17 protein-coding genes are annotated in these 14507 nt (G+C 48.7%); 4 read left to right on the forward strand and 13 right to left on the reverse strand.

Going from position 1 to position 14507, the window contains the following annotated elements:
- Window positions 1–9 precede the first annotated feature (9 nt).
- Window positions 10–1224 (forward strand): ATP-dependent RNA helicase SrmB, encoded by a 1215-nt coding sequence (gene srmB / locus KZ771_RS08210; protein ID WP_133538930.1) that lies wholly within the window; start codon window positions 10–12, stop codon window positions 1222–1224.
- A gap of 2 nt (window positions 1225–1226) precedes the next feature.
- Here the strand turns inward: srmB and KZ771_RS08215 are convergent, their stop codons facing one another.
- The 4 genes from KZ771_RS08215 to pomA all read right to left on the reverse strand — a co-directional run bounded on the left by KZ771_RS08215 (window position 1227) and on the right by pomA (window position 4881).
- A complete protein-coding gene (locus KZ771_RS08215) occupies window positions 1227–1592 on the reverse strand; it encodes a VanZ family protein (RefSeq protein WP_290652834.1) in 366 nt (121 codons plus the stop codon).
- A 16-nt stretch (window positions 1593–1608) separates the two neighbouring features.
- Window positions 1609–3069, reverse strand: a complete 1461-nt coding sequence (gene thiI / locus KZ771_RS08220) for a tRNA uracil 4-sulfurtransferase ThiI (RefSeq protein WP_290652836.1) — start codon at window positions 3067–3069, stop codon at window positions 1609–1611.
- A gap of 106 nt (window positions 3070–3175) precedes the next feature.
- Window positions 3176–4108 (reverse strand): flagellar motor protein MotB, encoded by a 933-nt coding sequence (locus tag KZ771_RS08225; protein ID WP_290652838.1) that lies wholly within the window; start codon window positions 4106–4108, stop codon window positions 3176–3178.
- Between the two features lie 5 nt (window positions 4109–4113).
- Window positions 4114–4881: a flagellar motor protein PomA gene (gene pomA, locus KZ771_RS08230; RefSeq protein WP_133538934.1), complete on the reverse strand. Its 768-nt coding sequence runs from the start codon at window positions 4879–4881 to the stop codon at window positions 4114–4116.
- A gap of 207 nt (window positions 4882–5088) precedes the next feature.
- Between pomA and KZ771_RS08235 the strand changes: the two genes are divergently transcribed.
- Genes KZ771_RS08235 through dxs form a run of 3 tightly spaced genes read left to right on the forward strand, consistent with a single transcriptional unit; the run spans window position 5089 to window position 8064 of the window.
- Complete coding sequence (locus KZ771_RS08235) at window positions 5089–5328, forward strand: exodeoxyribonuclease VII small subunit (protein ID WP_133538935.1); 240 nt, start codon at window positions 5089–5091, stop codon at window positions 5326–5328.
- Window positions 5325–6209: a polyprenyl synthetase family protein gene (locus KZ771_RS08240; protein ID WP_290652840.1), complete on the forward strand. Its 885-nt coding sequence runs from the start codon at window positions 5325–5327 to the stop codon at window positions 6207–6209. Before KZ771_RS08235 ends, KZ771_RS08240 begins: the two co-directional genes overlap by 4 nt.
- A gap of 13 nt (window positions 6210–6222) precedes the next feature.
- On the forward strand, window positions 6223–8064 hold the full coding sequence (dxs, locus tag KZ771_RS08245; RefSeq protein ID WP_290570656.1) for a 1-deoxy-D-xylulose-5-phosphate synthase: 1842 nt from the start codon (window positions 6223–6225) through the stop codon (window positions 8062–8064).
- On the opposite strand, the gene KZ771_RS08250 is transcribed toward dxs, so the two are convergent.
- The 9 genes from KZ771_RS08250 to secF are packed head-to-tail and all read right to left on the reverse strand — an operon-like array spanning window position 8059 to window position 14504.
- Entirely contained in the window at window positions 8059–8535 is a 477-nt protein-coding gene (locus KZ771_RS08250) for a phosphatidylglycerophosphatase A (RefSeq protein WP_133538938.1), read from the reverse strand. The two genes, dxs and KZ771_RS08250, sit on opposite strands and share 6 nt — an antisense overlap.
- Window positions 8532–9527 (reverse strand): thiamine-phosphate kinase, encoded by a 996-nt coding sequence (gene thiL, locus KZ771_RS08255; protein WP_133538939.1) that lies wholly within the window; start codon window positions 9525–9527, stop codon window positions 8532–8534. Before thiL ends, KZ771_RS08250 begins: the two co-directional genes overlap by 4 nt.
- A 59-nt stretch (window positions 9528–9586) precedes the next feature.
- Window positions 9587–10006 carry a transcription antitermination factor NusB gene (gene nusB / locus KZ771_RS08260; RefSeq protein WP_290652843.1) on the reverse strand — a complete coding sequence of 140 codons (420 nt, stop codon included), beginning with the start codon at window positions 10004–10006 and terminating at the stop codon, window positions 9587–9589.
- A gap of 10 nt (window positions 10007–10016) precedes the next feature.
- Window positions 10017–10481: a 6,7-dimethyl-8-ribityllumazine synthase gene (gene ribE, locus KZ771_RS08265; protein ID WP_133538941.1), complete on the reverse strand. Its 465-nt coding sequence runs from the start codon at window positions 10479–10481 to the stop codon at window positions 10017–10019.
- A gap of 59 nt (window positions 10482–10540) precedes the next feature.
- Window positions 10541–11191, reverse strand: coding sequence for a GNAT family N-acetyltransferase (locus KZ771_RS08270; RefSeq protein ID WP_290652845.1), 651 nt, complete (start codon window positions 11189–11191; stop codon window positions 10541–10543).
- Entirely contained in the window at window positions 11191–11793 is a 603-nt protein-coding gene (locus KZ771_RS08275; RefSeq protein ID WP_290652847.1) for a lysophospholipid acyltransferase family protein, read from the reverse strand. The genes KZ771_RS08270 and KZ771_RS08275 overlap by 1 nt, the downstream gene beginning before the upstream one ends.
- Window positions 11790–12695, reverse strand: a complete 906-nt coding sequence (locus KZ771_RS08280; RefSeq protein WP_290652849.1) for a DUF3014 domain-containing protein — start codon at window positions 12693–12695, stop codon at window positions 11790–11792. The genes KZ771_RS08275 and KZ771_RS08280 overlap by 4 nt, the downstream gene beginning before the upstream one ends.
- A gap of 34 nt (window positions 12696–12729) precedes the next feature.
- Window positions 12730–13509, reverse strand: a complete 780-nt coding sequence (gene yaaA / locus KZ771_RS08285; RefSeq protein WP_290652851.1) for a peroxide stress protein YaaA — start codon at window positions 13507–13509, stop codon at window positions 12730–12732.
- 47 nt (window positions 13510–13556) lie between these two features.
- The gene (gene secF, locus KZ771_RS08290; RefSeq protein WP_290652853.1) at window positions 13557–14504 is read right to left on the reverse strand and encodes a protein translocase subunit SecF; all 948 of its coding nucleotides are present in this window, start codon (window positions 14502–14504) and stop codon (window positions 13557–13559) included.
- Between the last annotated feature and the right edge of the window lie 3 nt (window positions 14505–14507).

A 14507-nucleotide genomic window follows, 5' to 3' on the forward strand; every position in this document is an offset into this window, starting at 1 on the left:
AGGGCTTTCATGGCAATCGACTGGCAAGATTTAGAACTCGACGAATCACTAATATTCCCGTTGCTGGAGCAAGGCTTAAACAAGCCGGCTAAAGTGCAGCAAGAAGTCATCCCTACAGCATTGGATGGCATGGATGTGTTGCTCAGCTCGCCAACGGGTAGTGGTAAAACATTAGCCTTCCTGTTACCCGCACTGCAGCATTTGCGTGATTTCCCGCGCAAATCACCCGGTGGCGCGCGCATTTTAGTGTTGGCTCCGACTCGCGAGCTTGCCGAGCAAATTTACCAACAGGCATGCCTGTTTTCTAAGTCATCAGGCCTTAGCGCAGTCGTGGTAACCGGCGGGATCAACTACGGTTCTCAACTCAGTCAGTTAGAAAAATCACATGATTTACTGATTGCCACGCCCGGACGGCTACTGGATATCTTACAAGCTGAACAGTATCAGCTCGAAACAGTAGAATGGTTAGTCATCGATGAGGCAGACCGTATGCTGGACATGGGATTTGCCAAACCGGTAGAAGAGATCGCCCGGCACGCCCGCCATCGTCAGCAGAGTATATTATCATCAGCTACTCTGGCCAGTGCCGGGGTAGAGTCGTTTGCCAAAAAATTGCTTAATGAACCGGTGCGCATCGAAGTAGAGCCCCCAAAACGCGAGCGTGGCAAAATTCTCCAGTATGTGTATTTGGCAGACACCCTGGAGCATAAACAGAACTTGTTGTTACGGGTACTTAAAGAATTTGAAGGTCGTCAGATTGTTTTTGTTAAAACTCGTGACAAAGTCGCTCAGTTAGCTGGCACCTTGCAAGCAAATTTAAGCTACCCCGTATTGCATCTACGCGGGGATCTGCCACAAGCAGAGCGTCAACGGATCATCGAACAATTTAAAGCGCATCCAAAAGCCGTATTAGTCGCGACTGACGTTGCCTCGCGTGGGCTTGATATTGATGACGTCAGTGTTGTCGTTAATTTTGATTTGCCGAAACAAGCGGACACCTACGTGCACCGAATTGGTCGTACTGCGCGTGCCGGAGCAAAGGGCGTTGCTATTTCACTGGTCGAAGCGCACGACGCGTTATTGCTTGGTCGCATCGAGCGTTATACTGGCCAGGCCTTAGATCGGCGGGTATTCAGCGACTTAAAGCCCCAGCATAAATTTCCGGCGACGGATAAAAAGCGTAGTAAAAAGAAGAAAACCGCGAAGAAAAACAAAAAACGCTAACATCAGTTAGCGTTTTTTTTACGTTGTTTAAACAATAAAACCAACGAAAAATAAGCAATCACGCCGGCGGCGTCAGCCAGCCAGTCGTAAAAGTCTGAGCCCCGTCCGGGAATATAGTTCTGCCCTATTTCTATCAACAGGCCATATAAGCCTAGTAATAAAAATGACACTCGCCCGCTTAATGCGAACGCCTGATGCAAGGTAAAACTCAGCAGGAAGAAAACACCGACATGAACGTATTTATCAAAGTACGGTATTTTACTTGCTCCAGTCGTTGGTACTTGAACAAAAAACGCCACCGTCGCGGCAATTAACAAACCGATAAAAGCGAGCCGAGCCAAAAGCTTTGAACGTTTGGAGCGTAACAAACTGACTTCCTTTATATTATTGATAGACGGATACGTTACTGTAGCCGGCTTCATGCAGTAACAGCGCCTGCATTTTACTCATAACGCCTTGCGCACAATACAACAAGTAATGTTGGTTAGCATCCAGCTTTACAAACTCTGACTGTAACTTGAAAAACGGAATTTCTATAACCGGTAGATCACTGCGTAGCGGCATTTCTTCAATTTCGTCGCGGTTGCGGATATCAATAATTGTTTGAGGCTTACTTTGGTTGACTTGATCAACGGCTACTGTGGTTTGCTGTTCAGCCTGTTCCGCAATATCCTGCATACTCAGCACATCGGCATTCCTGACAACCTGCTTGAGCAGTTCCATATCTAGTTTCGCCTCTTCTGCTTCGACTTCGTCAGGTAAGGCTCTGACCGTAGGCTTTATCGAAATAACGCCACAGTATTCCGGGATCGACTTAGCTAATGCCTCGGTACCTATGCGCTTAGCGACATCGACAATTTCTTGTTTATCTTTAGTAATCAATGGCCTCAGCACCAAAGCATCGGTAGCCGAATCTATAACCCGCAAGTTGGACAAGGTTTGGCTGGATACCTGACCGATGGCCTCTCCCGTAACAAGCGCCTGAGCTTTTAAAAAGCGCGCAACATGCGAGGCTGCTCGTAACATTTGCCGTTTTAATACCACACCCATTACGCCGTTATCGCAATGACTGAGAATATCTTCAACCACCGGCGCAAAATCGACACTGACAAATTTTATCGGATGCGATGAGCTATAGCGCTGCCACAAATAATGACTAATTTGCCTTACAGCTACCTCGTGCGCGTCACCACCCAAGTTAAAAAAGCAAAAATGCGTGCGCGCCCCCCGGCGCATGAATTCGAAACTTGCGACACTGGAGTCGAAACCCCCACTCATAAGGCTAACGACAGTTTCCTGGGTTGGGATCGGAAAACCGCCCAGCCCCTCCTGCCGGTCGCCCAGCAAATAAATCGTCTGGTCGGTAATCTGCAAGTTAATTTCGGTATCGGCATCTTTTAACTGCACCCGGCTATTAGGTGCGGCCTTTAGTAGGTAGCCACCAACATAGCGCTCGAGTTGCTGCGATTTAAATTCGTGATGACCTTTGCGTTTTACCCGCACAGCAAAGCTCTTATCTTGCAGACTTTTGGCCCAGTGCTCGCCAACCCAATTGGCGACATCATCAAAGTCGCCCAGCGTTCGTTCCTGCACTTCTGCAAACCATGAAATACCGGGCGTACAGCTCAACCCCTCAGCAATCGCCTTACCGATAGCATTGGCGTCAGTAGCCGATTCTGGTGTAACCGAAACCTCGATGCGGTCCCATAACCACTTTACATAAACATCGGCATCGTCACGAGCCAACACCTTGCGCAGATTGTTAGTCAGTACTTTACCGTGACGTTTGCGGACAGAGCGGCTTTTGATAGTGATTTCTGCGTGGAGGCGAGCAACAAATTTCATAGATTAACCAATTAAAACAAACAACAAAGCCGCCATAACGTTTTACAACGCCAATGGCGGCTACTTAAGAAAACCTGCTTATTATACGAAATTTTTAGACTGACGGCTATTCCACCACGTTAACCGGATCTGACTCTTTTGCTTTACCCTGCATAATTGCAATATCGACACGGCGATTCTGAGCGCGGTTAGCTGCCGAGTTATTCGGCACGATGGGTTTAGTGTCTGCATAACCCATAGTGACCAGACGGTCTGCTTCAAAATCCTCGACTTGCAACATTTCCTCGGCTACAGCAACAGCTCGCTTGGCCGACAAGTCCCACTTAGAGGTATAAATTTCCGATACCAACTGCTGATTATCGGTGTGTCCGGAAATCGTAATCTCGCCCGGGATATCTTTTAACGCCTCAGCCACCTCGCGTATTACCGGTTTAAACTGTGGCTGCAAAAACGCTGAGCCTTCGGGAAATGAACCGCGCTCACGAATCCGAATTAAAATCTGTTGACCAAACTGCTCAAGCTCCAGTGTGCCGGCCTGCATTTCTTGTTGCAGTTGACGTTGAATTCGTTCCAGTAACTCTTTGGTTTTTTCGCTAGCGGCTTCTGAGTTGCTCTCCGACTCAGCGCTTTGTTTGTCTTCTTCACTTTCTGCCTGCTGTCCACCACGTTCCGTTTGCTGGCCACCGGCAAAGTCAGACTCGCCCTCCTGAAACTCCAGCATTTGCTGAGTCATCTCTACCGTTTGCTGCTGAATCGTTTCGATTGGCGTCGGTTCAGGGCGTCCCGGACGAAACTCTTGTGCTATAACGCTGGTTCCTTTAGGAATATCTTTAACTTCGATTTTATTTTGTACACCCAGAGCAAACTTCATCGAGCCTGCTATTTGTTTAAACTTCAACACATCCATTTCGGAGAACGACAGCAACAACACGAAGAAGCACATCAACAGTGTCATAAGATCGGCAAACGTCGCCATCCAGGCTGGTAACCCCGGGGGCGGGCATTTGCATTCTTCTTTGTCTTCCGCTGTTGCAGCCATGCGTTTTACTCGTCGCCCTCATCCGCGGTGGCTCGTTTCGATTCTGCTAAATAGTTACGCAGCATCCCTTCGATTACCCGCGGGTTTTGACCATCCTGAATACCCAAAATGGCATCCAGAATTAATTGTTGATTCAGCTTTTCCTGATCAGCACGTAGCATTAACTTGTTTTTAACCGGGATACAAAACACGTTCGCCATAAAGGCGCCATAGAGTGTGGTCAGTAGCGCAACTGCCATGGCCGGGCCGATAGCCTTAGGGTCATCCATATTGGATAACATACCCACCAGACCGATCAAAGTACCGATCATACCCATCGCCGGTGCGATGTCGGCTAGCACCGAGAAGAACCGAGCGCCCTCCTCGTGGCGGGTGTAACTCATCTGAATATCTTTAGAAAGTGTCTGGCGAACCACCTCGGCGTCATGTCCATCGACCAGCATGTCGATACCTTTACGGAAAAAACGATTTGGTATTTCTGCCTCTTCCAATGCCAGAAAGCCCCCTTTACGGGCGGAATCTGCCATTTCAACAGCGGTGTCGATAAGCTCTTGCGGGTGCTCAATTTTAAAGAAAAAAGCTTTTGCCATAACTCTACCGGTGGCAAAAAACTGGCTTAAGGAAAAGTTGGCTAACGCCACAAACAGGGAACCACCCACCACGATAAGAATGGACTGTACGTTGATAAACAGGCCCACGTCTCCGCTTAACACGATAGCCGCAACAACAAAACCTATTGCACCTATAATTCCTATCAGCGTTGCGATATCCACTCAGCGTCCCCCGAAATCAATTAAGCTGGCCGGTATTCCGGTTGCAGCGCGTTAGTCTATGCATTGCAGTACGTTCATTTTTAATCATCACGGCGCCGCTGACAAGCGATTACACAAAGTTCCTGCGCCAAGTTAGCTTATCATCGGCTGACATTGCTAAATCTTTATTAGATAATGGCGACTATCCGCTGGCAACGAGCACACATTATGACTGATAAAAAAACACAAGAACCATCTTTTGAGCAGGCGCTACAACAACTTGAACAACTGGTAAATGAACTGGAACATGGTGATTTACCGCTGGAAGATTCATTAAAAAAGTTTGAACAGGCTATCGCCCTCTCTCGTTCCAGTCAGCAGCAACTGCAACAAGCGGAACTAAAAGTTAAACAGTTGATTGCGCAAAACGGCGAGCAACAATTACAAGATCATGAGGCCAGTGAGTGAGTATCAAATCGCTTACCGAGGACGTTCGCCAACGCGTTGACCACGCCCTTGATGAACATTTGCAGCGCGCCAGCATTGACGAGTCCCTGGCCGCAGCGATGCGGTACGGCGTGTTACTTGGCGGCAAGCGTATCCGGCCCTACCTGACACTGGCTGTAGCTGAAATATGCCGTGGTGATATGTCAGCCGCATTAACTGCCGCATGCGCCATCGAATCAGTCCACGCATACTCGCTGATTCATGACGACTTACCGGCCATGGATGACGACGCCCTGCGGCGAGGTAAGCCAACCTGCCATATTCAATTTAACGAGGCCACAGCTATATTAGCCGGTGACGCCCTGCAGTCTTTCGCTTTTCAGTTGCTATCGCAGCCTCTGCCCAACATAACTCCGAAGCGCCAGTTACAGATGATGCATGTGCTAGCCAAAGCCAGCGGTGGTAACGGCATGTGCGGTGGTCAGGCACTGGATTTAGCGGCCACTCATAAGACACTATCAGAAGTCGAACTGCAGCAGGTACATCTGAACAAGACCGGGGCATTGATTCAAGCCAGTGCTGAGCTGGGTGCTTTGTGTGGCGAAGAAGATGCCCTGGCTTATCGGCGACAATTTAGTGAATTCGCACAGCAGCTGGGGTTAGCATTTCAAATTCAGGATGATATTTTGGATGTCACCAGCTCTACCGATGTTTTAGGGAAGCCTCAGGGTTCTGATGAACTTGCCGAGAAATCAACTTACGTTAAGCTACTCGGGCTTGACGGCGCCCGCCAAAAACTGCTTTTATTGCACCAACAAGCACTACAGTCGCTAGCGGATATACCGTACAATACTGCACAGCTAGAACAATTTTCTACGGTTCTGTTAACCCGGGACCATTAAACCAAAGAGTATTATGACTTCACTTCTTGACCGTATCGAGTTACCTGCGGATTTACGCCGCCTGCCCAAGCACCAACTCAAGCAGGTTTGTGATGAGGTTCGCCAATTTTTACTAAACTCGGTGAGCAAAAGTAGTGGCCACTTAGCGTCGGGCCTGGGAACCGTCGAACTGACCGTTGCCTTGCATTATGTTTACAACACCCCGGACGATAAGTTGGTCTGGGATGTTGGCCATCAGGCCTATCCGCATAAAATTTTAACCGGCCGTAAACAGCAGCTACATACGATTCGTCAAAAAGATGGTTTACACCCCTTCCCCTGGAGGGACGAGAGCCCTTATGACGTGCTTTCGGTCGGCCATTCGAGTACTTCAATATCTGCTGCTCTGGGTATGGCTGTTGCAGCTGAGCGTCGTCGCAGCCGCGAAAAAGTCGTGTCTATCATAGGCGATGGCGCAATGACGGCAGGCATGGCCTTTGAGGCCATGAATCACGCCGGTGATATTAAACCCGACATGCTGGTGGTGCTTAACGACAACGACATGTCGATATCGGAAAATGTTGGCGCACTTAACCGACACTTTGCGCGATTATTGTCGGGTAAAGTCTATACCTCGATACGTGAACAAGGCAAAAAGTTACTCAAGCCACTGCCGCAAATTCATCACCTCGCCAGCCGCGCCGAAGAGCACATGAAGGGCATGATGGCGCCGGGAACGATTTTTGAAGAGCTTGGCTTTAATTATATTGGCCCGATTGATGGTCATGATGTTGACGAACTGGTCGAGACCCTGGCCAACATGCGCGACTTAAAAGGTCCGCAACTACTTCACATTGTGACGCAAAAAGGTAAAGGCTATCAGCCGGCGGAAAACGACCCGATTGGTTATCATGGCGTGCCAAAATTTGATCCCACGCTGTCGTCATTACCGGTGAAAGCCCCGGGCATTCCCAGTTATTCAGAAATTTTTGGCCAGTGGCTTTGTGATGTTGCGAGTCAGGATTCTGCACTCATGGCGATCACTCCCGCAATGCGCGAGGGCTCGGGTATGGTTGAGTTCTCAAAACGTTTCCCGCAGCAGTATTTTGATGTTGCTATAGCCGAACAGCATAGCGTTACTTATGCGGCAGGTTTGGCCATTGCCGGTCTTAAACCTGTAGTCGCTATCTATTCGACATTTTTACAGCGCGCTTATGACCAACTGATTCACGACGTTGCACTTCAGAACCTCGATATGTTGTTCGCTATCGACCGGGCTGGCGTGGTCGGTGCTGATGGCCCTACGCATCAGGGTGCATTTGATCTGAGTTATCTGCGCTGTATTCCTAATATGGTGGTCATGACGCCCAGTGATGAACAAGAATGCCGTGATATGTTATACACGGGCTATCATTACGCAGGCCCCGCCGCAGTAAGATACCCGCGCGGTAGTGGTAACGGCGTTACCTTGCGCGAAGCTGACCAACAGTTAACCCTCGGTAAATCAAACACTGTTCGGCAAGGTAAAAACATTGCCATTTTGAACTTTGGGGTGTTGTTACCTGACTGCATGCAAGCAGCTGAGGAGCTGGATGCGACCGTTATCGATATGCGCTTTGTAAAACCGATAGATGAACAAGCGATCATCGATGCAGCTAGAGCTCATCAACTTATTGTGACAGTAGAAGAAAATGCGGTTAGCGGTGGCGCCGGCAGTGCTGTGCTGGAGGTGTTGGCACAACACAAATTATCAGTTAACACGCTAACTCTGGGGCTACCTGACGAATTTATTAAGCATGGCTCGCAAGATCAGGTTAGGGCCGAGCTTGGTTTAGACGCCGCTGGCATCGAAGCTCAAATAAAATCGCAGCTATAACAACGCGTGCTGCCCGGCGTGTATTAGCAGGCAGCTGACGATGCCTGCTAATACGTCATCCATCATAATTCCGCTACCGCCCGTCAGTCGCTTGTCGACCCAGCCAATAGGCCAGGGCTTTAAAATGTCAAAAAAACGGAATAGAACAAAAGCAGCGAGCACATAAGTCCAGCTAAACGGTAACGCAAACATCGCGATTGCATAGCCGATAATCTCGTCCCAGACAATCGCCGGATGGTCATGAACCCCCATTTTGTCAGCGGTTTTACGGCAAATAAGGATACCCGCCAACGTTCCAACAACAATAAATACAGCCATCACAGAAAGCGGGAACAAACTTAATAACCCTACCACTGGAATAGCTGCCACCGTGCCCCAGGTGCCAGGTGCCTTTTTTATCAGCCCGCTACCAAAACCCAGCGCCAGAAAGTGTACTGGGTTAAGCAGACTGATTCCGGGCCAGCGCTTCATGATGGGTCAGCCTCAATATTGGCGAAATGATTATAACCGGAACGCGGCAAGCTTAATGTGTATTCCTCACCGAACAATTTAAAGGTAATTGGTTCCGACGCCACCTTTTGTATTCGTCCAATGCAAATTGGGCGATTTTTAAGGTGTGCGGTTAGTGTTTCCAGCCGTCCACGATTAGACTCTTCGACCGTAAAACACAATTCATAGTCGTCACCGGCCGTAAGTGCTTTAACAAATGCATCTTCTTGCGATAACGTTTCCGTCATCGCTAACGACAGCGGTAATCGGTCTAATTCTATTTCAGCACCAACACCGGAGGCTGACAAAATATGTTGCAGGTCGGCTAATAATCCATCCGACACATCTATACAGGCGCTGGCGACGCCGCGTAATGATTGCCCAAGGGCTACTCTGGGCGTTGGATAGTGCAAGCGCTCAACCAGCTTTTGCAGGTGCGGACTCGCTTTCGGATAGCGTTGTTGGGTGATATCAAGTGCTAGCCCCGCGTCCCCGAGGGGGCCACTCACATACAACCAGTCACCGGCCTTTGCACCATCTCGAGTCAGTGCCGAACCGGTTGGTAATTGTCCCTGTGCTGTTACCGTAACTGTTAACGGACCGCGGGTCGTATCACCACCAATCAGGGTGCAGCCGTAATACTGACAAACCTCGTGTAATCCCGCGGCGAACTCATTTAGCCACAATTCATCGATATCAGGTAACGTTAGCGCCAAACTGATCCAGCAAGGTTCAGCGCCCATTGCGGCCAAGTCACTTAGGTTAACCGCGATACATTTGTGCCCAACCGCGCGGGCGGGCGTGGTCTGATCAAAGTGCACCCCCTCAACCAGCGTATCGGTAACCGTGACTAACTGATGTTCAGGCTGAACTTGGGTAACAGCACCGTCGTCACCAATACCTATGACCACGTCGCTGCGTTGTTTTTCCTGACGCTTGAAGTAGTGTTCGATAATGTTAAATTCGTTCTGCATGGGGAAAGCCGTGGCGGGTCGCGAGCAGCCGTAGGCTGCTCGCTATGTTGATTTTTAAATTACTGACGCACAGGGCGCAGAGAGTCAACCGCTTTGTCCAGCACACCATTAACAAAACGGTGACTGTCATCAGCGCCAAAGGATTTAGCTAGTTCAATCGCTTCGTTAATGGCTACTTTATAAGGTACATCCAGACGCTCTCTTAACTCGAACGCGGCAATTCTCAGCACTGCCAATTCGACCGGGTCAAGCTCTTTAATTGGGCGATCCAGAAAAGGAGCTATCGATTCATCGAGGCTCTTATAATAGCTACCAACACCATGCAATAAATCGAGGAAGTAGTCGACATCAACCTTACTGGTGTCGGTGTCTGTCAGGTACTGAGCTTCGATGTCAGAAAACGTATTTTGTGACAACTGCCAGGAATAGACCGCTTGTACCGCTAATTTGCGTGCTTTACGTCGTGCTGCAGGTTTCATTATTTTCTCCTCACAGCTTGGCTAAAACGTTAACCATTTCGAGCGCGCTCAGCGCAGCTTCCGAGCCTTTATTGCCGGCTTTCGAACCGCTTCGCTCAATCGCCTGCTCGATGTTCTCGGTGGTGATAACACCATTAGCAACAGGCAGTCCAAACTCAGTAGCAACGCGACCCAATCCGCTATTGCATTCACCTGCAACGAAATCGAAATGCGGCGTGCCGCCGCGAATTACCGCTCCAACAGCAATAATCGCATCGTAATCACCCGATGCAGCCAGTTTTTTTGCGGTGACCGGCATTTCATAGGCGCCTGGCACCCGGATCACGGTGATATCATCACTACTGACCTGGCCGTAATGTTGCAATGTTTGAACTGCACCATCTAACAAGCTTTCGACAACAAAGTGGTTAAACCGTGAAACAATGATGGCGAATTTTTTTCCGCTAGCGGCGATACCGCCTTCGATAACTTGCATATCAATTTCCCTTATTCAATTTGGCGCGAATAATAGCATAAAATCCGTCTATTTGCGGTTTATTTGCGCGCTAAAGTATAAGAATAGAAGCGCTCCTGAGTATCACGGTTTTGGCCAACAAACCGTGCTGAGCTGCTCTCTAATAATGAAATGGTCACGCGGTTGTTGTCGGCGACGGGGAATAAAACTTGCTGCCAGGGCCAGCTGGAACGTAACCAATCCACTAATAGTTGAAACAGGTCATTATGCAGGCTGGCATTAACGGCCGGTTCAGTAAGCCACCAGGTAATTTCTGCATTAAATTTGCTGCCCTGTATTGTACCTGATTGACCGCGTTGTTCCGGAACGGGCACAAAATACACCGCTCCGACCACCATATCGCGCTCGCGATCAATAACAAGATAGGTAAACGCTGTTTTTTGCTGCCACTGTTTTAGATGCAGCTTTACCATGGATTGGTTTTGTTCTAAGGAGCTTTTTTCTGAAGGCCAACTCCAACCGAGTTGGCTATAGAGATAGCGTTGAGACCCCATATAGCTATGGAAGAGACGCTCTGCATCGGCAGCCTCAATGGGGCGCACTAGCAATGATGACGACTCCGCCTTTTGCGGTGTCGACCAACCGGATTGCCAAAATTCAGCGGCATTGACGAATGATCCCCAACACAGACTGACTATAACAATGCCACAGCAAGCCAATAGCCGGTTCATCAACTATACTCCGCGCGCTTACCCTGAGCATGGGCAAAAAAGCTTTTTACGCGTTCCAGTTCTTTTTCTATCTCACCAGCAACCATGACTGCCGGACCAATATCGATAGCTTTACGAGCAAAATCCATCGCTACAGGAATAATCGGCACATTAGCTTGTTTGGCCATATGTAAGAAGCCTTTCTTCCATTGCTGGACTTTTTTTCGGGTTCCTTCCGGCGTTATGACCAAAATAAGTTCATTTTGACTTTCAAATTCCGACACCATTTTACCCACGACGCCATTGGCCGCGCTGCGGTCAATCGGAATGCCGCCCAGCTTTAACATTAACCCCTTAATAGGAAAACGGAACAAGCTGGCTTTACCAAGATAATTAAGTTTTAATCCCAGTGCCAGCATCACAAACACGCCCACAGGAAAGTCCCAGTTGGAAGTATGTGGGGCTATCGGAATTATCGCTTTTTTGACATCCGGCATCTGGCCATTGATCTTCCAGCCTCCGAATAACCGTAACCCAACGCGGCCAACCCACTTTAAAAACCGCCCTTTACGTGTAGGGAATTCGCCTTTTGCGTGGGCTGGAACGTTCTCTATCTCATTCATAGATTTGCTTTAAATACTCGTCTAATGTCGCGCAATTTCTGCTTGATACGTTTTATGTTGTCAGGCCCCATGCGTAACAATTGTTTTTGCGCAGGCGGCAAGCCCTCGTAAGCAGGGTCAGCATAGGTATACATAACTTCGTCATCTTTTACCTGAACCAATGTTTCTGGTACCGGTGTTGCCAGCAATACATCAATTGCTTCCAACATCGCATCGGTAAAGTCGGCGTCTGGATAACCAATTTCGCCGTAGGCTTGCTGCATCAACGGTTTAAACAGTTCGTAATTTTTAATTAGTGCCTGCTCTTCGATGCTGACGAACCAGTCAACCAAGGCGTCATAACGCTGATAACTGCGCTCATCAATATAGAGCTCGCCGTCTATTTCCATCACTTGAAAACGGCCGTCGGGACGCTGAACAATGGTTCTGTCTCTAACCAGCGTACCGTTGCGCAAATTATCGATAATGACTACTGCATCGCGCACCAGTTGTGAGCTCTTCAACGGCTGTATTACCACACCGCTGGTGTCCAAAGTTTGCAACACAGTTGGGGTGCTCTCATCTAACGCCGGTAGCTGTGGTTCTTGAACGGGTTCTGGCTCTGGTTGGGGTTCAGCCATTGCTGCCTGTTCGGGTTCATCCGGCTCAACGGCTGCAGGCGATGGTTCCGGTTCAGGTTCAGTTGTGGCCTGCTGTTCATCCACTACTGCCGTCTCAGACACTGTGTTGGCAGGTTCCGCTACTTTTTCGGTCGTGGTCTGCTGGTCTGCCGGCAGCCACCACCATACAACGGCGATAATTACCGCAATAATAACAATAGCAACCGCGATAACGGTAGTACGACTCTTATTCGCCGTATCATCGGCGTATTCTTGCTGCTGTTCCGTATTATTATCTGTCATAATATTTCCGCCATTGCTACAAGGATTAAGGAGCCTACCGATTAGCTTCTGCGCGTTTGAATACCAGTTGTTTATCACTGGATTCATCGGCGTCAAATTGATATCCAGCCAAATTAAACGCTTTTAAGTCAGACACAGATTGTGGTTTTTGGTTCACCATAAAGCGTGCCATCAAGCCACGAGCTTTCTTGGCATAAAAACTGATCACTTTATACTGACCGTTTTTTTCGTCTTTGAATACTGGTGTCACCACGGTCGCGTTTAACTTTTTAACGTTTACCGCCGAAAAGTACTCATTAGAAGCCAGGTTAACCAACGTATCAGCGCCCTGCTCTTGCAAGTCGTTATTTAACAACTCGGTAATGGTATCGCCCCAGAACTCATAGAGGTTTTTGCCACGGGGATTGTTTAGCTTTGTGCCCATTTCCAGACGGTAGGCTTGCATCAAGTCGAGCGGCCGCAACAATCCGTATAAACCTGAAAGAATACGTAACTGTTGCTGCGCCGAGGTCAATGCTTGTGTATCCAGGGTTGCAACATCCAGGCCTGCGTAAACATCACCGTTAAACGCAAATACCGCAGGTCTTGCGTTACCCTCGTCAAACGGCAACTGCCAATCACTAAAGCGAGCAGCATTGAGGCCGGCCAGTTTATCGCTGATCCTCATCAGTGAAGCCAACTGTTGTGGACTCAAATCACGGCAAACCTCCACCAAAGACTGAGCATCATCCAGTAACCGTGGTTGTGTTACATCGACTGAAGCGTATTCAGTCTCATAATCTAAGTTTTTCGCCGGTGACAATACTGCTAGCATTTTTTATTCCTCACTTTAGCAAAAAGGCTATTGCCCTAACCGCTGGCTTAAGGCAATGGGTCCTGATCAGCACCCTCTTTTTCTACCTCGGTTGGCATCAAGTCCTCACGGCTCACGCCAAAGGTTATCGCAACCGAACTCGCGATGAAAATTGACGAGTAAGTACCGATAACAACACCAAATAGTAACGCGGTAGAGAAGCCGTGGATCAATGGCCCACCTAAAAAGAATAGCGTTAACAACACTAAAATGGTGGTTAACGAGGTTACCAAGGTCCGGCTCAATGTATCGGTTAACGCTCTGTTAACCGTTTGCATTGGGGTTAGCTTGGCATATTTGCGGAAGGTTTCCCGGATACGATCAGACACCACCACGGTATCGTTTATCGAATAACCTATCACCGCCAGCAATGCTGCCAACACAGTAAGATCAAATTCTAATTGCAAGAACGAAAACAGACCCAGCGTTAAAATCACGTCATGAGCCAAGGCTGCAACTGCACCCACCGCCAGGCGCCATTCAAAGCGCAATGCGATGTAAATGAGGATACAGATCAGCGCCGTTAGCATCGCCAGGCCGCCTTGTTCGATGAACTCATCACCGACGTTCGGGCCAACAAACTCGATACGGCGCATTTCGATACCCGCATCGATATTTGCCCTTAACGCGTCGAGTATAGTTGTACCAAGCTGCTCTGCTTTGACGTCAGTGCGTGGCTCGAGACGAATCAACAAATCCTGCTGAGTACCGTAGTTTTGCACCACCGCATCACCATAGCCGCTATCGTCTAGTACCGACCGAACCTGATTCAGGTCGGCGGGTTGCTGAAAACCAACTTCGATTAAAGTACCGCCGGTAAAGTCTAGTCCAAAATTCAACTTATTAACCGACAAGGACACAATCGATGCAACCAGCAGTAAGCCACTGATTATCGCGAACATGCCCCGGAAGCGCATAAACGGAATTCGTTCGTCTGTACTTATTATTTCTCGCATAAT

The organism is Idiomarina sp. (assembly GCF_019431395.1).
Classification (GTDB): domain Bacteria; phylum Pseudomonadota; class Gammaproteobacteria; order Enterobacterales; family Alteromonadaceae; genus Idiomarina.

Bases quoted from the DNA above. Each gene is read 5' to 3' on its own strand.
- srmB (WP_133538930.1), top strand. From the start codon at position 10: ATGGCAATCGACTGGCAAGATTTAGAACTCGACGAATCACTAATATTC.
- thiI (WP_290652836.1), bottom strand. From the start codon at position 3,069: ATGAAATTTGTTGCTCGCCTCCACGCAGAAATCACTATCAAAAGCCGC.
- KZ771_RS08225 (WP_290652838.1), bottom strand. From the start codon at position 4,108: ATGGCTGCAACAGCGGAAGACAAAGAAGAATGCAAATGCCCGCCCCCG.
- KZ771_RS08235 (WP_133538935.1), top strand. From the start codon at position 5,089: ATGACTGATAAAAAAACACAAGAACCATCTTTTGAGCAGGCGCTACAA.
- dxs (WP_290570656.1), top strand. From the start codon at position 6,223: ATGACTTCACTTCTTGACCGTATCGAGTTACCTGCGGATTTACGCCGC.
- KZ771_RS08250 (WP_133538938.1), bottom strand. From the start codon at position 8,535: ATGAAGCGCTGGCCCGGAATCAGTCTGCTTAACCCAGTACACTTTCTG.
- thiL (WP_133538939.1), bottom strand. From the start codon at position 9,527: ATGCAGAACGAATTTAACATTATCGAACACTACTTCAAGCGTCAGGAA.
- nusB (WP_290652843.1), bottom strand. From the start codon at position 10,006: ATGAAACCTGCAGCACGACGTAAAGCACGCAAATTAGCGGTACAAGCG.
- ribE (WP_133538941.1), bottom strand. From the start codon at position 10,481: ATGCAAGTTATCGAAGGCGGTATCGCCGCTAGCGGAAAAAAATTCGCC.
- KZ771_RS08270 (WP_290652845.1), bottom strand. From the start codon at position 11,191: ATGAACCGGCTATTGGCTTGCTGTGGCATTGTTATAGTCAGTCTGTGT.
- KZ771_RS08275 (WP_290652847.1), bottom strand. From the start codon at position 11,793: ATGAATGAGATAGAGAACGTTCCAGCCCACGCAAAAGGCGAATTCCCT.
- KZ771_RS08280 (WP_290652849.1), bottom strand. From the start codon at position 12,695: ATGACAGATAATAATACGGAACAGCAGCAAGAATACGCCGATGATACG.
- yaaA (WP_290652851.1), bottom strand. From the start codon at position 13,509: ATGCTAGCAGTATTGTCACCGGCGAAAAACTTAGATTATGAGACTGAA.
- secF (WP_290652853.1), bottom strand. From the start codon at position 14,504: ATGCGAGAAATAATAAGTACAGACGAACGAATTCCGTTTATGCGCTTC.